At 49.8% G+C, this 20,989-nt stretch carries 15 protein-coding genes; 11 read left to right on the plus strand and 4 right to left on the minus strand.

What is annotated here, in order from left to right:
* Positions 1-66 precede the first annotated feature (66 nt).
* Positions 67-4,830, minus strand: coding sequence for a carbohydrate binding domain-containing protein (locus FPL14_RS30090; RefSeq protein WP_182299885.1), 4,764 nt, complete (start codon positions 4,828-4,830; stop codon positions 67-69).
* A 171-nt stretch (positions 4,831-5,001) separates the two neighbouring features.
* Positions 5,002-5,697 carry a response regulator transcription factor gene (locus FPL14_RS22710; RefSeq protein ID WP_182299886.1) on the minus strand — a complete coding sequence of 232 codons (696 nt, stop codon included), beginning with the start codon at positions 5,695-5,697 and terminating at the stop codon, positions 5,002-5,004.
* Positions 5,698-5,951: 254 nt separating this feature from the next.
* On the opposite strand from FPL14_RS22710, the gene FPL14_RS22715 reads away from it, so the two are divergent.
* The 6 genes from FPL14_RS22715 to FPL14_RS22740 all read left to right on the plus strand — a co-directional run bounded on the left by FPL14_RS22715 (position 5,952) and on the right by FPL14_RS22740 (position 14,261).
* Complete coding sequence (locus tag FPL14_RS22715) at positions 5,952-6,659, plus strand: SDR family NAD(P)-dependent oxidoreductase (protein WP_182299887.1); 708 nt, start codon at positions 5,952-5,954, stop codon at positions 6,657-6,659.
* Positions 6,660-6,678: 19 nt separating this feature from the next.
* Positions 6,679-8,400: a permease gene (locus FPL14_RS22720; protein WP_182299888.1), complete on the plus strand. Its 1,722-nt coding sequence runs from the start codon at positions 6,679-6,681 to the stop codon at positions 8,398-8,400.
* Positions 8,401-8,536: 136 nt separating this feature from the next.
* The gene (locus FPL14_RS22725) at positions 8,537-10,162 is read left to right on the plus strand and encodes a response regulator transcription factor (protein WP_182299889.1); all 1,626 of its coding nucleotides are present in this window, start codon (positions 8,537-8,539) and stop codon (positions 10,160-10,162) included.
* Position 10,163: 1 nt separating this feature from the next.
* Positions 10,164-11,954, plus strand: coding sequence for a cache domain-containing sensor histidine kinase (locus tag FPL14_RS22730; protein WP_182299890.1), 1,791 nt, complete (start codon positions 10,164-10,166; stop codon positions 11,952-11,954).
* 19 nt (positions 11,955-11,973) lie between these two features.
* Entirely contained in the window at positions 11,974-12,954 is a 981-nt protein-coding gene (locus tag FPL14_RS22735) for a substrate-binding domain-containing protein (protein ID WP_182299891.1), read from the plus strand.
* Positions 12,955-12,983: 29 nt separating this feature from the next.
* Positions 12,984-14,261 (plus strand): extracellular solute-binding protein, encoded by a 1,278-nt coding sequence (locus FPL14_RS22740; RefSeq protein ID WP_182299892.1) that lies wholly within the window; start codon positions 12,984-12,986, stop codon positions 14,259-14,261.
* A 69-nt stretch (positions 14,262-14,330) separates the two neighbouring features.
* Here the strand turns inward: FPL14_RS22740 and FPL14_RS22745 are convergent, their stop codons facing one another.
* Positions 14,331-14,972, minus strand: coding sequence for a transposase (locus FPL14_RS22745; protein WP_182299893.1), 642 nt, complete (start codon positions 14,970-14,972; stop codon positions 14,331-14,333).
* Positions 14,973-15,471: 499 nt separating this feature from the next.
* On the opposite strand from FPL14_RS22745, the gene FPL14_RS22750 reads away from it, so the two are divergent.
* The 4 genes from FPL14_RS22750 (at position 15,472) to FPL14_RS22765 (ending at position 19,919) form a co-directional block, all read left to right on the plus strand.
* Positions 15,472-16,845 (plus strand): ABC transporter substrate-binding protein, encoded by a 1,374-nt coding sequence (locus tag FPL14_RS22750; RefSeq protein WP_182299894.1) that lies wholly within the window; start codon positions 15,472-15,474, stop codon positions 16,843-16,845.
* A gap of 92 nt (positions 16,846-16,937) precedes the next feature.
* Positions 16,938-17,840, plus strand: coding sequence for a carbohydrate ABC transporter permease (locus FPL14_RS22755; RefSeq protein ID WP_182299895.1), 903 nt, complete (start codon positions 16,938-16,940; stop codon positions 17,838-17,840).
* Between the two features lie 13 nt (positions 17,841-17,853).
* On the plus strand, positions 17,854-18,699 hold the full coding sequence (locus FPL14_RS22760; protein ID WP_182299896.1) for a carbohydrate ABC transporter permease: 846 nt from the start codon (positions 17,854-17,856) through the stop codon (positions 18,697-18,699).
* Positions 18,700-18,728: 29 nt separating this feature from the next.
* The gene (locus FPL14_RS22765) at positions 18,729-19,919 is read left to right on the plus strand and encodes an MFS transporter (RefSeq protein WP_182299897.1); all 1,191 of its coding nucleotides are present in this window, start codon (positions 18,729-18,731) and stop codon (positions 19,917-19,919) included.
* 12 nt (positions 19,920-19,931) lie between these two features.
* Here the strand turns inward: FPL14_RS22765 and FPL14_RS22770 are convergent, their stop codons facing one another.
* A complete protein-coding gene (locus FPL14_RS22770) occupies positions 19,932-20,381 on the minus strand; it encodes a hypothetical protein (RefSeq protein ID WP_182299898.1) in 450 nt (149 codons plus the stop codon).
* A gap of 68 nt (positions 20,382-20,449) precedes the next feature.
* Here FPL14_RS22770 and FPL14_RS22775 point away from each other — a divergent pair, with 68 nt between their 5' ends.
* Complete coding sequence (locus FPL14_RS22775; RefSeq protein WP_182299899.1) at positions 20,450-20,827, plus strand: DUF423 domain-containing protein; 378 nt, start codon at positions 20,450-20,452, stop codon at positions 20,825-20,827.
* Positions 20,828-20,989 lie beyond the last annotated feature (162 nt).

The raw sequence follows: 20,989 nt of genomic DNA on the forward strand, positions 1-20,989 counted from the left end.
ACGCCCTCTCACGTGCCGTAATGGCAGAAGAGAGGGCGTCCTTTCGTTTAAATATCGGTTATGGATTTAATGGCCGATTCTTGCGAAAGGAACCGTTAATAAGTCGATATCTCCCCATTCCTTCGGAGAGTTGGAATCCGTGACTCCCGGAGTATCGGACGTAGCGGGATCGTTAGGCAACGTATCCACCGGCGAGAACTCGCCTTGATGGATCATGATCCCGATGCCGGTGCTTTCGATGTTCGGATTACCGAGCGCGCTGAGCGGAAATTTCGCTTCATAGAACGTATCTCTATTGACGTCATGGCCTAGCGTCATGAAGTTAACCAGTTTGGCCGGATTGGTTACTTCATCCGTATCCTTCACGCCCCATAGAGTGCTATAGCCGTTTCCTTTTGCGAATTTGACTTGAATTCCCGCGGCTGCCCCCGTTTTGTAGTTGATGCCGTTATCGTCAACGGGGAACACTCCGTCTACCGCTCTTGAAATATAACCGGAGTGGAACATATTAGAAGCGATATTGAATTGATAATCGGGCAGATTAGAACCGCCCCAAATCGGCGATTTGCCGTTCTTCTTCCACATGTCGAGAGAGGCTCCGGATCCCGCAATCGTATCGAACGCCAGCGTCTGCGGCATATCCATGGAACGAATCGGAGTACCGCCGGCGCTGCCTGCATTAGAAGGGTCCACGTTGTCGGTGACATCGACGTATTGCCACGCCAGGTACAAAAACTCATTGTCCCATGCCGCCCACAGATGGGTTAAGTCCATCGGGGTTTCGTGCATCGTCCAGTTGGAGCCGAGGGATCGAGGATCATCATTCGCCATATCGATCGCGATCAGCATGTCGTTCGTCCATTCGCCGTTATTGGCTCCGTCGATGATCATTGGCGAATTTACCCTCTTGCCGAATGTCGGATTCGTCGAATACGGCTTGTCGCCGCCTGGTTGGGTAATAGGTCCCGTCAGAGTAACCGTCGCGATCTCGTTGCTTGCTTCAGAGAAGTTGCCGGCCAAATCGAACGCCTTAACCTTGTACTTGTAGGGGGTCTCCGGCGTAAGGCCCGCATCGGTGAAGGATACGGTTGATGAGGTACCGATCTTGGCGTCGTTGCGATAAATCTCGTATCCGGTTACGCCAACGTTATCCGTTGAAGCTGTCCATTGCAGAGCAACAGTAGAGTGAGTAGGGACAGCTGCTACGTTGGCCGGAATCGACGGGGCAATCGTATCGGTGCCTCCTACAGGAGGCGGCTTAACTCCTGCTTGCACTTGACCCGGGGCTCCGTTGGTGCCCGGGAGGAACGTATTATCGCCAATCGGGAAAAAATAGTTTTTATTCGCATTATTATCCCAGACATTGTTGCCATTATTGAATACGGCTTCGAGTCTTGAAGCGGTTCCGATATCGACCGTTATGAGGCTATAACCGGGATAGCCGGAGTCGGCGTTCATTCTAACGCCGGGAACAGCGGTCCATGTACCGCCTTCCGGCCGATAGTGGATGTTTACGGGATTCCAACCCTGCTTATAGTAAATACTCACCTTGTTGCCTACAGGCGCAGTCGCAGGTTTACCCGGTTTCACGTTTCCGGCGGCACCGTTCGTTCCCGGAACGAAAGTGTTATCGCCGATCGGGAAGAAATAATTACTATTATTGTTGTTGTCCCACACATTGTTGCCATTGTTAAATACGGCTTCAAGTCGTGTGGCCGTGCCAATATCGACGGTCATTTTGCTATAGCCAGGGAATTCCGGGTCACTGTTCATCTTTACGCCGGGAACGGCTGTCCATGTGCCGCCTTCCGGGCGATAATGAATGTTGACCGGATTCCAACCTTGCTTGTAATAAACCGTTACTTTGTTGCCCTGAGGCACTGCAGGCGGTTTGCCTGGCTTAACAGTTCCTGCGGCGCCATTGGTGCCAGGCGTATATGTGTTATCGCCAAGATTAAAGAAATAGTTCTTCGTTTGGTTGCTATCCCATGTCCCGCTGCCGTTGTTGAATGCGGCTTCCACTCTCGTAGCGGTCATAGGGTCGATCGTGATTTGGGCGTAGCCGGGGAATTCGGTTGAATCCTCCATCCGTACGCCTGGTGGTTGTGTCCATGTGCCGCCTTCCGAACGATAATGGATAAAAGGCGAAGGGTATCCTTTTTTGTAATAGATAGTGACTAGGGCTTCGATCGTACCCGATTGATCGGTTGTCACGCTTAATTGTTGGCTAGGATCGGATATTCCGCCCGATTGATTTTTCGCGGTAACCGTATAGATGTACGCGGTTTCTGCCGTTAAACCGGTGTCTTTGTACGTGGTTGTTGACGAAGAGCCCACTTTTACGTTATCGCGATAAATATCGTACCCCGTTATTGGCGAGGTGCTTGTTGACGCTTGCCAGCTTAGCGAGACTGTAGTGGCGGATTTGCCCGTCGATATTAAATTTGCAGGCGGCGTTGGTTTTGTGATTATCCGCGGATCAATGACATGCCAGACGCTGCCGTCGTACCAACTCGTCTCCGATCTTGCGAAACCGGCTTGGCCCTGGCCAGGCGTTTGTTTGCCGGTGTTATCCTTGAACATGATCGTGGCGCTTTCCGCCGTATCGAAGGTGTAGGAGTACCAGTCATCTCCGACGCTGGTCATAGCGGGAGAGGCAGCCCAAGCAGGTTCTGATTGTTTGTGTGCCGTATCATAATAATAAATAGAAGGCGTTCCCCAGTTTGCTGGTTTCTTGTAGTAAATCGTAAGCTTGGCATTAGGATCTCCTTTGATGAACGAATAGGAATTCGTTCCAACGCCATTCTCGTTTAATGCGTACATTTTCAAAGTTTTCGTATCGTTGATAGCCATATCCGAGCCGATCTCGATGGATGTTCCGTTCGTGAAGTCGATTCCGTTGCTAGGATCGCTGCCGTCCAATGTATATTTGCCGGCCGTCGCGTTTTTCACGGAAAGCGTAACGGCAGTCGTTGCGGTTTTGAATTTGCCGCCCGCCGGGGAAGCGGTTAATACAGGGAACTTCAAGTTAGGGCCTACATTCTCGATCAGAATAACGCCTTTGGCGCCGGCGGTAAATCTTGCTTTTCCGTTTGACACAACCGCTTCGCTGTTAGTGTACGCATCGCGAACGGTAGTGCCGTCCGGGAACATGCTTCCCACGTTAATATCGACCGTACCGGAAGCTCCCGTGGCTACGACGACCTTATCCAGAATGTCGTCTTTCTCATAGGCGCGCGAGAAGGTATAAGGAGCATCGGCAATTTTGCTGTGACTTCCGGCTCCGATGGCCATATGCTTGTTCCTGAATTGTCCGAGCTTCTGCCAGTGGGTTAGAACATCCTGATTGATGCTGCTCCAGTTCATGGACGACCGGGTCCCCTGTTTATCGTCAGAACCTCCGTCGCCTAGCGGCCTTGCCGTTTCGTCTCCGTAGAATGTTTGTACAGCGCCCGGGAGCAACAGCAGTGCCGTTCCGGCCTGAACGAGATTGGAGCGATTGTATAGCGCCGTATCGTGCGACGAAATGTAACTCAGTACATTGTAATTAGGGAGATTTCCGTTCAGATCGTTGGCATAACGCGAGAAGATACTTTCTAACGAACCCATATTTTCCCCTTGGAAGGAAAAGTTGATGACCGAATCGAATCCGTGGTCGAAATAGCTGTCTCTGCCAAGTCCATGTCCGAAATCTTCGGCCGTCATCCAGAAATCATCGGTCCAATCGGCGCCCGGTTTCGTCGGATTGTTCTGCCTCCACTGGATTAAGGCGCTCTTCGCTTGCGCCTTCAATTCCCCCCAACGTTCCTTCTCGATATGTTTAGCCGTGTCTGCACGGAATCCGTCTATCCCGAACTCCGCTACCCATGAAGTGATCCATTTGATCATGTAGTCTTTAGGCGGAATGTTCAGATCTTTGCGAAAGGGCTTGGCGGCCGGTACGATCCAGTTGTCAAAGCCGGTGCTTTCGCGATTCCACTTGGTTTTTAAGACAGGGGGCAATCCGACGTTGTTGGTGGATTCCGTCTTGAGATCGGGCAAAGATCCTACGCATTGCGTCGTATTAGAGTTGCCGCAATTGTCGTACCCGGATGTATTTTCGGTTCGAATCCAATCCTTGCCCCACCAAGCTGCCCATGCGCTCGTATTGTTGCCGTTAAGGATTCCGTTATGCGTGTGCCAGTTCTGGTTCTGGCTTTGGTTAGGAGTCCATGTGCTTGACAATCCGCCTGTATCGCCATAGTTTAACTCCACCATGTCTTGCAGAGTTCGATAGGCGACATGGTTCAAGACAATGTCGAGAACGACGCGGATTCCTTTCGAATGGGCGAGATCGACGAATTCGCGCATTTCTTCAATCGTTCCCATGTTTTTATCCATCGAAGTAAAATCGAGTCCGTAGTAACCATGATACCCGTAATGAGCGAAATCTCCGCCAGTGCCTCCGCCGACCCATCCATGCATCTGCTCCCATGGGGCAGTGATCCAGATCGCATTCGTACCGAGTTCGGTGAAATATCCTTCATTAAGCTTTTTCGTCAAACCTTTAATGTCCCCGCCATGGAAAGTCCCAATATTTTTGCCCCAGGCATCTGATCTCGGTCTTCCATAGGAATTGTCATTGCTTGTATTGCCGTTGTAGAAACGATCCGTCATAACGAAATAGACGTTGGCGTTGTCCCAACTGAACGTTGGAGGCTCGACGGTTGGGCCGCTTACGCTCTGAGCATCGGCAAAAGCGATATTGCCAGCGGGTAAAATCATTGCGCTCCATAACAGGGAACAGATGATGCACAAACTGAAAACAAGTAATCGACTTCTTTTCAACATAACCATTGATCCTCCTAAATGTGTGCGTTACCAGGCAGCCTTAAGTAAGCTGCGCTCGCAATTTCTCCCATACTGGGATGATGCCAGTTGCCAGTCGGTTTTCTCAATCCTCCTTGTTGCGCAAACGTTTTCACAACTAGCAATAGTTTAGCGATTGATTTTAAAGTTCAGTTAAAGTTTCGCGTTGAATTTGTATCCGACGCCTCTAACGGTATGTATATAGCGTGGTTGGCGGGGGTTCTCTTCGATTTTTTGCCGCAAAGTATAAATGTGAACCATGACGGTTCTTATGTCGCTTAGCTTAGTGTCATTCCATATCAGTTCATACAAAGTTTCGGAAGGATATACGCGATTCGGGCTTTTGGCGAGTATTTCCAGGAGTTTAAACTCTTTCGGCGATAGCGTAACTTGCAGGCCATAGGAACGGATGCTCTGGGTTAGCAAATCGATCTCCAGATCAGGGAACAGTAACAGATGACGCTGGTTAATCGGGAATGCGCGTCTGTCTCTGCGAATGAGCGCTTTGATTCGGGCGAGAAGAATATCCATGTTGAACGGCTTGGATATGAAATCGTCGCCCCCTGAGCTAAGAGCGGAAATGTTGATGCTATCGTCGTTATGGCGGCTCATGAAGAGGATGGGGATATCGCTGAATTTACGAATGTCGATGCACAGGGCAAAGTTAGATTCGCAGGGAGTCGGTATATCTAGAGCAATCAGCGCCGGGTGATGGAAGCGCAATAGATCCATTGCTTGTTGATCTTGATAGGACGAGTTGATGACTTCATATCCTTGTCGGGTTAGGAATTGAGCTAGATGCATGCGGAGTTTAACGTCATCATCGATAATGATGATCTTATCTCGCACGGAGTATTTCCTCCTTTGACGTAGTTTTGAAACCGGTTTCCTGAATTACATCTATCATTAATAGGTTTGCCTAGCTTGTCAATGAGTCCCAATTCGTAAATTTAATCGTTCAAGCATTGTCGATTGATTGGATGAAAGGGCGGCTTCTTTTTTGGGCGTCACGAAAGTGTTATATAGGTCACCGTAGTATGTAGATGGGCATTCGCGGGCGGAACTATAATAAATAGGGATCATTATGGAGAGAAGGAATGCGCATGACCAGCAGTGGATCTATTAATGGAAAATGGGCGCTTGTAACGGGCGCTAGCCGAGGAATAGGGAGGCAAATCGCGTTAGGACTGGCCGGACAGGGCTGCAATGTCATCGTTCATGCTCGTAAATTAGAACACGCCGCCGACACGGTGGCGATGGTGCAACGATATGGGGTACATACCCACTCGGTCGAAGGAGATCTCTCGTCGCCGGAAGAGACCAATCGCTTGATTCAGTCCGTACTTATTCGGTTTGACGGAGTGGATATTTTGTATAATAACGCGGCCATCAGCACCCCGCCGAAACCGATCGGCGAGTTCGCGCAAGAGGAATGGAAGAAGTTGTTCCAGGTAAACTTCTATAGCCTGATTATGTTATGCAACGCTTTTGCTCCTGGGATGGTCAAGCAAGGCTACGGTCGCATCGTCAATCTCACTTCCGGAATCAGAGACCAGCCCGAGCTCGCGCCATACGGCGCTTCGAAGGCAGCGGTAGACAAATACACGCAGGATTTGGCTTACTCGTTGCTGGACACGGGAGTTCTCGTCAATCGTTTGGATCCGGGCTGGCTTCGAACCGAACTAGGGGGGAGCGGCGCCGATAACCACGTAAACACGGTGTTGCCCGGCGCTATTATGCCGATACTCCAAAACAACGACGGAATGACTGGACGTTTGTTCCGCGCGCAGGATTATCGCGATACCATTTAACGAAAAGGGGAAATCCACAATGATACGACAGTACGAGAATTTCAAGCTTGCTCTCTATTGCCCTGCCCCCGATCTCGCCAACATCCCGGAAGATAGCCTGAGCGAAGACATGAGCTTCTTGGAGAAGCATCTTAAGCTGTCCAAAGTTTACATCGAGAATCATCGCGGCGACATTAGCCTTTCCAAGGAACGTCTGACGGAGCTGAAGCGCTTCTTCGAGAAGCGCGGCATTCAGACCGCCGGCGGAATTACGCCGACGTTGCCCGCGTCCTATCGTCCGGGATATTCCCGTCTGTTCGGTTCGATATGCTATACCGATCCGGAATCGCGAAGCAAGTTTCAAGAGCAGGTCGAGACGGCCGCTTCCGTATTCGACGAAATCATATTCGATGATTTCTTCTTCACGAATTGCGCTTGCGACGATTGCTTGGAGCGTAAAGGCGATAGTACTTGGGAACGATTTCGCTTGGAACTTATGGTAGACGTTTCCGTTAACTTAATTAGAATACCGGCTAAGGCGATCAATCCTGAAGTCAAGCTAGTCATTAAATATCCGAACTGGATCGAATCCTATCAAGCAACCGGCTACAACACCGAAGAGCAGCCCGCCATTTTCGACGGCATCTATACCGGTACCGAGACTCGTAATCCCGCGAACAGCCAGCAGAGGATTCCCCGTTATGCTTCTTACTCGTTGCTACGTTGGATGGAGCGCTTGAAGCCCGGAGCTAACGGAGGAGGTTGGTTCGACAGCTTGGACTGCACTTACGTCGATTACTATCTGGAGCAAGCGAATTTAACGGTATTCGGCAAAGCCAAGGAGCTTACGCTGTTCTGTTACGGACTATTGAAGGACTCCGTGTATGTCCCCGCTCTTGGTTTCCAATTAGATAAATTGGACATGGTGGCCGGGGAGATCGGTAATCCGATCGGGCTTAAAGTTTACGATCCCCACCATGCCAGAGGAGAGGACCATCTCGTCAACTACTTGGGCATGCTCGGCCTGCCTTTAGAGCCGTCTCCTCGTTTTCCCGAGCCGGGAGAAGATGATAAGGTGCTTGTAACGGCGGCGTCCGCTCAAGACGACGAAATAATCGGCAAAATAAAAAGCTACGTTCAAGCAGGCGGTCAAGTGGTCATGACATCGGGGTTTGTCGAAGCGATGCAAGGACGGGGAATCGAGCATTTAACGACTCTCCGTCCGAATGGCAAGAAAATATCGATCGGTCGTTACGGCGCGCTAACCGATTCTTGCACGTTCCGGGACTTTGCGGACGGGGAAGCGATAAGTTATCCGGTGTTCGATTACTCCACGAACGGGACTTGGCAGCGTATAGTCGGTTTTAACGGAGACAACAACATACCGATTCTCATGTACGATCATTATGGGAAAGGCACGCTATACACGCTCGTTATTCCGGATAACTTCGCGGATTTGGCTAAGCTTCCGGTTCCGATTCTTAACGAGCTTCGCGAAACGTTAGCGGATCACCTGCCAATGCAGCTGGAGGGTAAGGCTGGGGCAAGTCTTTTCCTTTATGAGAATAGTACGTTTATCTTAGAGTCGTTCCGTACGGATCCTGAATCATGGTGGATCGGCATTCCGGCAAGATGTCGGTTGATCCCGCTTGCGGGCGCGCGTCCTCCGCGCTTATATCGCCACAACGCAGAGACCGGGAACACGGAATGGGAAATCCGCTTAAGCCCCGGATCGTATTCGGCTTTTCGAATCGTCGAATAGACAGGTTTATAATCAGCGTAAAAGAGAGACCGCTTACCGAGCGGTTTCTTTTTTTTCTTTGTAAGCTAGCGAGTTATGAGGCATAATTGATAATGTTATAGCGCTTATACTTTTGAGTGCGGCAGGAGGAACTCCAATGTACAAAGCCATCATCGTCGACGACGAGGCGGTAGTCCGGAACGGATTAAAAAACACGATCGACTGGAAGGAGCACGGCTTTGAATTAATAGGAGATTACGCGAATGGCCGGGAGGCTTGGGAAGCGATCGAGCAGCATCGGCCGGAGCTGGTCATCTCGGACATCAGCATGCCCTTCATGGATGGATTGGAGTTAGCCGGGTTAATATCCGCTCAGTATCCCTATATCAAGATTATCATTTTAACTGGTTTCGACGAGTTTGAATACGCGCAACAAGCGATCCGGTTAAAAGTGTCGGATTTTATTTTGAAGCCGATCACCGCCCAAGAAATTCGCGCATTGCTCAACCGCGTCAAAGCGGAAATGGACGAAGAAACGAAACGTCGCGAGGATTTAAGCCGGCTTACGAGCCAGCTCAACCAGAGCCTTCCGCTGCTCAAAGAGCGGTTTCTAGAACGGCTTGTAGCCGTAGGGCTTGGCAGAGCGGAGATCGCGGAGCGGTTCGCGTATTTCGGCATTCCTCCTATTTCGCCGCTCTATCTCGTCATGGTAGTCGATATCGACGATTTCGGGGATCGGGAGCTTCTCTCGTACGAACACGATGCCGAGTTTTTGCGCTTTGCGGCTTTTGATATTTTCAAAGAAACGCTCGAAGGCGATACCGCCCTCTTCTTTCGCACAAGGGAAGAGCGGCTTGTCGCGATCGTTTCCGGGCAGGACAACGAAAGCTTGCTGTATGAGCAGGTGTTCTCGCTTGCGGAGCAAGTTCGGTACCATATCGAGAAATATTTGAAATTCACGGTCACGATCGGCATCGGGCGAGCGTGCGCCAATGTCGAACAACTGCCGCTGTCTTATAAGAGTGCTTTGTCCGTGCTGGATTATCGGTTTTTACAAGGCAAGAACAGAGTGCTTAGCATTTTGGATATGGAAGGCAAATCTTCAAACCCAATGCCGCCCAATCTGGATTGGGATCGCAAGCTCGCTTCCGCGGTGAAGACGGGGTCTATCCAGGACGCCTATCAATTGATCGAGAACGGGGTAGCCGAGCTCAAGCATTCGTTAGCCCCGATCGAAGCGTGTTTTCTCCAAATGCAGAAGGTCGTGCTTTCTCTGATGAATTCGATCCAGGAACTGGTCGTACATGACCAAGAAGCTTCGTTCGATCGGCAGATGAAGCTAATGGACGTGTACAAATTCAAAACGTTGGATGAAGTCGAAGCATGGTTAAAAGAAGTGGTGCATTCGGTTATTTCGATGATTGCGGACAATCGCAGCCATCTAACGAATATGCAAATCCACCGCGCGGTAGAGTACATCGAAACGAATTACGCGAACGAGAAAATGTCGCTGCAGGACTTGTGCCGTTACGTGCTCATGAGCACGAGTTATTTCAGCCTCGTGTTCAAGCAGCACACCGGGGAGACGTTCATCGAATATTTGACCGGGGTGCGAATCGGCAAGGCGAAGGAGCTGCTGCACAACACGACGCTTAAATTCTACGAGATCGCCGAACAAGTCGGGTATAAGGATCCGAACTATTTCAGCATTTTATTCAAGAAGCATACGGGCATGACGCCAAAGGATTACCGGGAAAAACAAATAAAGGAGAGCGGAGCCTAAAATGCCAAGAGACCGCGCTATCCGCATTCCGTTGTTTCCTTTGAAAAGCATACAGTCGAATATATCATTGGCGTTTTCTCTATTAATATTGGCGGCGATCGTTCTGACGAGCTTGGTTAGCTACCAGGTGTCCGTGGATGCCGTCGAGAGAAACTCCAAAGGGTATATCGAGGAAATCATTAAGCAAGTGAATATGAACATCCAATCCTACGTCGATAACATGGAAAATATATCTTTGCTCGCTATGACCAACAAAGACGTTAAGTATTATATTTCCGATAACAGCTTCATTAGCCCGGAAAATCGCCGTACGTACGAGAAACGGATTTCCGACTTGTTTCAGGCGATCCTGTATACCCGCAACGACATTGCGTCCATTATGGTGTTCGGATATAACGGACGTTTCGTCTCGGACAGGCGTATAACGAACTTGAATCCGAACGCGAATCTGCAGGAGCAGGCCTGGTATAAGATGGCCAAGAGCGAAGGCGGCAAATCCGTAATATCCGCTCCTCACGTACAGAATATTATTCAGAACGAATACCGCTGGGTCGTATCGTTGAGCCGGGAGCTTAAGAGCACGGACGGCATTACCGCGGAAGGCGTGTTTCTCGTCGACCTGAACCTGAGCGTCATCAACGACATCTGCAGCAATATTAATTTGGGCAAGAAGGGCTACCTTTTTATCGTCGACAATAACGGCAACATCGTCTACCATCCGCAGCAGCAACTGATCGACAGCAAGCTTCGCAAAGAACGGATTTCGGATGTGGTTCAAGCATCAAGCGGCAGCTCGTTCATCGCGAAAGACGGGGAAGGCAAACGAATCTATTCCGTTCAGGATACGAATTTCGGTTGGAAAATCGCCGGGGTGGCTTTTACGGACGATTTGATCGCAAGCAAAGACGAACTAAGAAATTCCATCCTGCTCTATTCCTTATGCGGGTTGACGATCTCTTTGCTGATATCGGTTTGGCTGTCGCACCGTCTATCGAAACCTATCAAAGATTTGCAGTCGGACATGAAACAAGTGGAAAAAGGGAACTTCGATATTCAGACCGAGATCGGGGAGATGAACGAAATCGGGCAATTGGGCCGATCCTTTAATCTCATGGTCAGCCGGACGAAGTTTCTTATGGAGGAAATGATTCATAATCAGGAGAATAAACGCAAGAGCGAACTTCTGCTGCTTCAATCGCAGATCAATCCGCATTTTTTATACAATACGCTGGATTCCATCGTGTGGATGGCGGAGCAGAAGCAACACGAGGAAGTCGTGCTTATGACGTCCGCGTTGGCGAAGCTGTTCCGTGCCAGCATCACGAAGGATCAAGAACTCGTACCGATCCGGGTAGAGATCGAACACATAACCAACTATTTGCTCATACAGAAGATGCGCTACGAAGAAGAGTTGGATTATGTCATCGATATCGACGAGTCCATCCTCTCCTATAAAACTCTTAAAATCTTGCTGCAGCCGTTCGTTGAAAATGCAATCTATCACGGCATTCGCAACATGTACGGAATAGAAGACGGACGGATTACGATCCGCGGCAGAGAAGCGAATGAACAGATCGTATTCGAAGTCGAGGATAACGGGCTTGGGATGACGCCGGAACAGTTGGGGAAAATCCGCGTCAACGGTGAACAAGATACTCGCAACCAAGGGATCGGCATTCGTAACGTCAATGAACGGATCAAGCTTTATTTCGGCCATGATTACGGCATTCAAATTCGCAGCGAGATCGAGGTAGGCACCTGCGTGACGATCACGATACCAAAATTGGAGTAGAGGGAGCAGGCTCATGCGCATGAGGAGGTTTAGAATCTGGTTGATCCTGTCCGTCTGTGTGGCAGCGATATATTCCATGTTTTATTACAAAATCTTTTCCGGCGTGTCGGATCGGGAGAAAAGCGTGACGGTTATTCTTAAGTCGCTTAACGTCCGCTTGGATTTCTGGCAAGCCGTGAATAAGGGCGCGGAAGCGGCGGCGAAGGAAATGGGAGTGGAGCTTAACGTAGTAGGTCCGCTTCAGGAGAATGACGCCAACGATCAGATTCGTATTCTGGAAGCTGCCGTCGAGGGCAAGCCCGATGCGATTGTGTTAGCTCCCATCATGAACGATCGGATGCCCGAGATCCTTTCCAGAGCAAGAAACGCCGGAATCGAGCTCGTTATCATCGATACGCCGCTGGAGTTGGTGCCGGTTCCCGTCCTGGTCTCTAACGACCATATAGAGGCGGGCACTCTCGCGGGACGAACGACTGCTACCGCAACGAAAGGTCATCCGACCGTAGCGATCATAAGCGATGACGAGGACTCGAAAATTTCGTCGGAGAGATTATCGGGGATTAAGCAAGCTTTGGATGCTTACCCGAACAGCGTTCTCGGAGTGTACTATGCGGACAATTCCGAAGACAAAGCCTACGAGATTGCCAAGCAGTTACTGGCCGAAGACAAGCCGTTTAATGCTTTTATCACGTTGAACGAATCGGCGACGGTTGGCGTAGCCAGATTATTGCATGAGCAGAGAAGGGCAGGGGCCATGTCCCTGATCGGATTTGACAGCTCGGTCGACGAGATTCAGTTGCTTGAAGCCGGCACGTTGAAGGCGGCAATCGTTCAGAAGCCTTTTAATATGGGGTATTTAGGAGTAAAAACGGCGCTTAAACTCATAGATGGCGACAACGTCGACCCCATTACTTATATCGAATCGAACGTGATTACCAGAGAAAATATGTATACCCCGGAAAACCAAAAGCTCTTGTTCCCGTTCATCAACAATAAGTAATTACCATTTGGAAGGAAGCGAATAGACCCATGCAATCTAAGTTCCGCCACTCGATCATACGATTCGGAGCCGTAACCGGTCTTCTCATTCCGTTAACGCTATCCGCTTGCATGAAATCAAGCACGGAGCCAACGGTCGCCCCGAAAGAAGAAAGGGCGTTAATTCGGTTTGTCGCATCCGAATACAGCACGGAGACGAAACCGCTCCTGGAGAAACTAGTGAAGGAATTCGAGTTGAAGAACCCTCTGATCGACGTCGAGCTTCAAGTGGCGAATTGGGACATCCTTGACGGAATCTATACGACGATGATCAGCAAGAACCAACCGCCCGATTTGCTCAACACGAACGTATACGCCCATTTTGCGCAAGACGGCCATCTTAACAATTTCCGGGAAATCGTTTCTCCCGAATTAGCGAACAAGCTGTATCCTAATTTACTAGAAATGGATCGGATAAACGAGACGCAATACGCCCTTCCTTACGTGGCTACGGTTCGGCAATTGTACTATAACAAGGAGCTGTTCCGGAAGGCAGGGATTACGGCTCCGCCTCAAACTTGGTCCGAGTTAAAGGAAGCGGCGCGTAAAATCAAAGCTACCGGAGAAGCGGACGGGTTTGGCGTAGATTTGACGGACAACGAAACGCATGCTTATTTATCATACGTTTTCTACGGATCAGGCGGAACGTGGACGAAGGACGGCAAATGGACCATTAACTCGCCTGCGAACGTGGAGGGCTTGACCTTCCTTAAGGAATTGTTCGATCAAGGATTAACGGATCCGGAACCGACTATTACGACAAGGGACGAGAAGCAGCGGATTCTGGGCAACGGCGAGCTGGGAATGATGATATCCGGCAACTATTTCTCGACGGTCGTACCGAAGGAGTTTCCGAAGCTGAATTGGGGTGTAGGACCGATTCCGGTTAAGGACGGGACGCCTCCGATCACCTTCGGGGTACATGACGTGCTTGTCTCTTTCAAAACGGACCATACGAACAAAGAAGCGTTATCCAAATTTCTGGACTTCCTGTACGATGATTCGAATTACGAGGAAATGGTGAAACGGGAAGGTTTCCTTCCCGTGACAACGACGGTTGGCGCCCGCTTATCTACGGATGACGAAAATATGAAGAGCAGCCTCGAAGCGCTTAGCAAAGCAAAGTTTTACCCCGTTCAAGAACCGTCTTGGCAGGCCGTCTTGGATTACGCTCGCAAAATGGGCGACGCAGTCCTCTACGAGCACACCACCCCGCAAGCCGCGTTAGATAAACTTCAGCATTTCGCCGAATCGAAGAGCGGCCGCTAACCATAGTTACCTTAAGGGGTTAAGGCGAATGCCTTAACCCCGTTCCTATTCGCCACTTCCCCCACGAGCTCAGTCGTACGGACCTTTGTAATTCATAGTTCTATATTCATTGATCGTATATACGGTAGTAGCGCCGCTCGCGATCAGCCTCTCTATCGATTGGATTGGGTTCCGATGGATGCTTCGGAAGCGGTATTCGCTGAAATAGCTATGTCTGCTTCGCTCGGCGATACGTCGGTAATGCTTGCGGATGAAATTTTCCGCCTTCTTTAGCATTCTAAGCTTCGCTCTCTTCACGATAGGCGGGAACCCAGGCTTGTTCGGCAGCCAGAAGGCGTACAGCCCGTCGAACTCCGCTCTATACATTGCGTGTCGCACTTTGTGAAGCAAGAGCAATGCCGTTCTGTAGTTAAGCTTCAGCGTCTTGGCGATTTTCCGCGCTGAACACCGAACTCCCGAGCCTACCCAGTAGAATGTAAACAGCCAATATCGAAGCGGCAACTTCGTCCTGTGCATGACGGTTCCCGATGTGGTTGAGGTTTGGGTTCTGCAATAGGCGCATTCGAACAAATTCCGCGTGTAAATCACGCTGTATTTACTCTCTCCGCACTTCGTGCAGATGAACCCTCGCGGCCAACGTACGTGGAAGAGATATTCTCGGCAAGCTTTCTCGTCGGGAAATCGTTCTATGAATTTCCGAATGGACAACATCAAGTTCACCCTCCCATTTCACGAACATTTGTTTCTATTTTCATTTTACAGAACATGTGTTCTATTATCAATGGAATTTCCATAAAATGAGAGAATTATAACCTGCACTTCTTCATTTTTAGTTCCCTGAGTCATCTGCACACATCTATTAATTTGGCGATGTATGCAGATGGCTCAGGAAGCTTCGAGGGGGAGATAGTCGATTGTGGGGAAGAAGTAGGGGCGAGGGGGGAGGAAAGAGGAAGGTAGAGGAGGTAGAGAGGAAGCCGACCAGTGAGGAAAGTAGGGGCGGGGAGAAGGAGTGGAGCAGAAACAGTAACGAGAGCGTGAGCATGATGAGTATGTAAATACGATAAAGAAGAAAACAAAGAATTCGTGGAAGATATTCGATAGAGACTTCCGCCCTCCCATTCTATGATGGATTCAAGCGCTAGAGCTTGCTTGCGGGCTCCAAGATAAAGTGCGTATAAAAACATTATTCGTGGGAGGGTTTGCTTTAATGAGCATGAAGAAAAAGTTTGCAGCGCTCGGCATCGCGACGATTTTGGCGGCCGTGTCGCTAACGGGATGCGGATCGAACAAGGAAGAGGCGTCCAATTCGCCTGCCGCATCCAAGCCGGCAGCTACCGAATCGGCAAGCGCGCCTGCATCCGAGTCGACGGACAACGCGGTTAAGTTGACCGGGGATTTCGAAATTCAATATTTCGTTGGCGGATACGGAGACAAGTGGTGGAAACAGGTCATTGCCGATTTCAAAGCCGCGAATCCGGATTTGAATATTAAAGAAAGCGCCGGACCGAAAATCAACGAGCAAATGAAACCGCGCTGGATCGGCGGAACTCCGCCGGATTTCGTATACATCGACGGACCTGAATTGTTTAACCGCCAAATGGTCGAAGACGGCCAATTGTTGGATCTGACGGACTGGATCAGCACGGCTACGAATGCCGACGGCGAGAAAATTATCGACTTGATGGCTCAAGCTCCGCAACAATACGACGGCGGCAAAATCTACGATATTCCGCTTGTTCTGAATGCATGGGGTATTTTCTGGGACAAGAAATTGTTCGCGGACAAAGGCTGGGAAGAGCCGAAAGACTGGGCATCCTTCCTTGCGACGAGCGAGAAAGTCAAAGCGGACGGAATTACGCCGTTCATTCACACGGGCAAATATCCGTACTACATTCTCCGCTCGCTCTTGTATCCGGCTATCGTCTCGGCTAACAACAACGACATCAATATTATCAAAGACTTGAGCGAATCCAAGGCTGACGCTTTCGGCAACCCGGCGGTACTCGCGGGCTTGAACCAAATCGTCGAGCTTCGCGACAAAGGATTCATCGACAAAGCATCCGTACAAATCAACCACACGGATTCGCAAATGCTGTTCCTGCAACACAAAGACGCCTTCATCCCGAACGGACTGTGGCTGCCTAACGAAATGTCCAAAGACGTGCCGGAAGGCTTCGACTTCGGCTTCATTCCTTCCGTTACGCAAGCTGCCGGCGGAAAAGTCATCGCTAACACAAGTACGGCTACAGTAGGGATCGCGGCCAAAGCGAAAAACCCGGAAGCTGCGAAAGCGTTCCTGGCGTTCATGTTCTCTAAAGCCCAAGCTTCCCAATTCGCCGAATTGAGCGGCGCTCCATCGAACATCAAAGGCGATATCAGCAGCTCCAAAGCGCCTAACTTCGTTAAGGACGCAGCTAAATTCCTTACGGATTCCAACACGGTCGTCATTCCGTTCTTCGCATTCAACCAAGACGTCGAGAACGCTATGTACGATGCGACCGTAGCTCTCACGATCAGCAAAATTACGCCTGAAGAGTGGATCGAGCGCGTCTCCGAAGTCGCTAAAAAAGTCAGCAAATAATAGAGGCTTCAATAAGCTAAAAGCGGAGGGTGACCTGGGCGGAAGCCGCGGTCATCCTTCGCGAATTTCCTTGGAGGGACGGTAGGGCAACTATGAACTCAGGAACGGCCAAGTGGCAACGAAACATTTTTATCGCGTCATTCATCCTTCCTACTCTTGTATTTTTCGGCGTATTTACGATCTATCCGGTCGTACAAGGGTTGTATTATTCCTTTTTCGAATGGTCGGGGATGTCGGAACACAAAACGTTTATCGGCTTCGATAATTTCAAGGAAATGTTTCATGATCCGATCATCTGGAGAGCGATCGGCAACGATTATTTTCTCGTGGCGGGCAAAGTAGTCGGCATTATGGTTCTAGCTACCTTCTTCGCGGTTGCGCTCACCCGTTTCGGCTTCAGGATGGCCGGCTTTTTCCGGTCGATCTTCTTCATTCCGAACGTAATTTCCGTCGTCGTCATCGGCGTATTGTGGAATTTCATATATAATCCGCAAATCGGATTTCTGAACGCGTTTCTCTCGCTGTTTACGAAAGAGCAAGTCACGATCGCTTGGCTCGGTTTTACATCGCACACGATATGGATGCTGTTGCCTCCGGCGATTTGGGCGGGTATCGGATTTTACATGATTCTATTGATCGCGGCAATTCAAAGCATTCCCGCATCCTACTACGAGGCAGCCGGCCTCGAAGGCGCCGGCCAATGGAAGCAATTCTGGAACATCACGGTTCCTCTTGTCTGGGAGCAGATCAAAGTATCGGTTCTTAACATCATGATGACGACTTTGAACGGATCGTTCGTCATCGTCTGGATCATGACCCAAGGCGGACCGGATAATAGCACGCAGGTTATGGGCTCCTACTTGTATCAAATGGCATTCAGGCAATACCATTTCGGCTACGGTGCTTCGATAGGGTTTGTCATCTTGGTCCTGTCGCTAATTACGACGATCGTTCTTCAACGGTTAATGCGTCATGAAACCGTCGAGATGAGCTAGGAGGGATATCGAGATGAAAATAGGAATTAGAAATCCGGTCGTTAAGTTATTCTTTTATGCTATTCTGATCGTGTGGGGAATTTCGGTATTGTATCCGCTCCTTTGGACATTGCTGGACGCCTTGAAGGACAACGAGCAATTTTTCTTCAACGCCCCTTGGTCTTTGCCCGAATTCCCGCTACTATGGGAGAACTTCTCTTACGTGTGGGAGAAATACAATTTCAACACTTACTTCTTTAACTCGATAGTCGTTACCGCGGGTTCTACCTTATTGGGATTGCTGTTGTCGGCTACGACGGCGTACGTGCTCGCTAGATACAAGTTCAGAGGAAGCAATTCTTTATATCTTCTATATATATCATCTATGATGATCCCGTTCGTGCTCGCGTTGATTCCGCTATTTTTCTTGATGAACTCCATGCATCTTATCAATACGAAGCTGGGCTTGATCGTCGTATACGCATCGAGCGTGCTTGCGTTCGGGATATTCGTTCTCGTGGGATTCTTCAAATCTCTGCCCAAGGAGTTGGAGGAAGCGGCAATCGTAGACGGCGCTTCCTATTATGGAACGTTCTTTAAGGTTATGCTTCCGTTATCGCAGCCGGGGTTGATCACGATCGCCATCATCAATGTGCTTAACATTTGGAATGAGTACATCGTCGGAACGATTTTGGTCAACGATCCCGCCCAATATACGCTTCCGGTCGAAATCGGCATTATGCAAGCCGAAATGCAATATCGCACGGAATGGGGACCTCTATTCGCGGCACTGTTCTTTACGATTGTACCGGTATTGGTCTTGTACATTTTCTTTCAGCGTCAGATCGCGAGCGGGATTACCGCGGGCGCGGTCAAATAAGGGCGGTCATCATGCGGGGGTAGCGGCATTTGTCTAAGGAAATGCGCAAATTGCTGGTCATGAATGCGATCAGTTCGATTATCGCGATCTACATCGGGATTTTCGTTAATCTGTATATTTGGGAGCACAGCCATTCCATTGCCGAAGTATCCCTCTATAATATGTCGATGTTTATTAGCTGGGGGATTTCGTTCGCCATTACGGCCAAGTTGCTCGCCCGGTTCTCCATACGTTTGCCACTGGCGGTTTCCGCGCTTTGCGGAGCCGCTGCTTTCATGTATCTGGTGTCCGCGGAGCTGGATAACCGGATCTTGTGGATCCTGATTCTAGGCATACCCGTCGGAGCCATGTTCGGGTTCTCGCAAGCTTCGCAGAACTTAAGCATCGCACTGAGAGGCAAGGGAAGCGAGTACGCGCCGTACTTCGCTACGATGATGGTCATCTCGCAAGTACTGTCGATGGCCGTTCCGTTCGTGTCCGCCAAGGTCATCGATTGGCAAGGGTACGCGGGATCGTTCGGCCTTATGCTCATCTTCGTCGCGGTGATGCTCGCCTTCTCGGCGTTCATGCCCAAGATTTCGTTGGCTGACAGGATGAGCAACTCTCCCGAGCCGGCGGTCAAGTTTCGCTTCCGCACGGCATTCGGCCGTCCCGGCTCCAAGTGGATTTTGTTGTCCTTGTTGACGGCGGGAATATTCATGCAGTTTCAGAATTTGTTTACGTTGTTGTTTACGTTCAGCGTAACGCAAGACAAACTGCTGATCGCCTTGCTGAACATGGTGTATACTTGCTGTTCTTTGCTGGGATTATGGATGTACCGGAAAATCAAGCTGGACGAAATGCGCTGGTTATGGATCGGAATGTCGCTGCTGGCCGTCGGCTTTATCATCGTGCTGTTCCGGCACCCGGCCGCGTTAATCCTGTCTAATTTACTTACTTCCATCGGCATGTTCTATTTTACGACTGTGTGGAACGCACAGCAGTTCAGGTTTATTCACCATGCAAGCCCCGTCAGCCTGACGTCGTTCCTCGTATGGAGGGAAGGGCTGCTTGTCGCGACTAGATGCGTATTGCTTGGATTGACTTTGCCTTTGAAGGATATGGGGGGGACGGGGTTCGCGCTAATTATCGGAGTCACGGTGATTTGTTTGCTATCCATCCCCGTATTCCAGCAAAAGGCGATCCAAGCAGCGGCTTTAAATGAAGAAAAAGGGGGCTAGGCCCCCTTTTCGTTACATCGAGACTAATCCGATCAGTATAAACAGGGCTACCAGCAACAGAGGAATGCCATTAAAAACGGTGCCCAAAATGGCGAATACTTTCTTGTAGCCCGGTTTGGCCAAGGCGACGATACCGATAATCAGTCCGATTACCACAAGGACAAGCAATAACGGATATAGAATCATGTAGCCGACGTAAGGCTGGATTTTGTCTACGAGTTCTTCATCGGACATTAATCGGTTTCCGTTCTCGTCCACGATCGCCGTAAAATCGATCGCATTGGCGATTAAGGTAAAGATAACGATCGATAGGATGATGAAGGAAGCAATGCTGACGAGCGAGAGCACGAAGGACGCGATACCGAGCCCGCTATGCTTTAAGGGAACATGGGATTGGTCGTGGCTAGGGGAGAAGATATTCCGGTTAACAAATTGTTCATGATTATCGTGTTGCTCGTTCATGACTTTCCACCTCATTAAAGTTATGATAGGTACAGTTGCGAAAATCAATTGCCAGGAGGAACACCCATATGAACAAGTATGTAAAAATAGGAGCCCTCACCGCGATGTTATCGGTCGCATTCGGCGCGTTCGGCGCGCATATGCTGGAGGACAAGCTGTCCGCGGATGCCATTGACGTGTACGATACCGCCGTTCAATATCATATGTTTCATGCCGTCGGCTTATTGCTGATTGCTCTGTTGATCGAGCGCCTGCCCAACCCTAAGCTTGCGATATGGGCGGCAAGACTACTCCTTATCGGCATTGTGCTGTTCTCCGGAAGTCTCTATGCTCTCGCCCTTAGCGACGTGAAAGTGCTTGGAGCGATTACGCCGATCGGCGGAGTCTCTTTTATCGCAGGATGGATCTGCGTGGCTTTAGCCGCCCGTTCGGCTAAGAAGCCGTAATGCTTCTCTCGACATATTAGACAAAGGGTCGATAAATTCCTTTATCGTTTCGCGTTTTTGCGAGAAAAAAAAGGAAAACGCTATACAACGTCCGAGATTGTTCTATAATAAAGAAATGATTCCTTAGAATGATTTCCCAATGCGGAGGAAGGACGTAGCCTA

Origin of the sequence: Cohnella cholangitidis, from assembly GCF_014107495.1 — a bacterium.
Lineage (GTDB): Bacteria > Bacillota > Bacilli > Paenibacillales > Paenibacillaceae > Cohnella > Cohnella cholangitidis.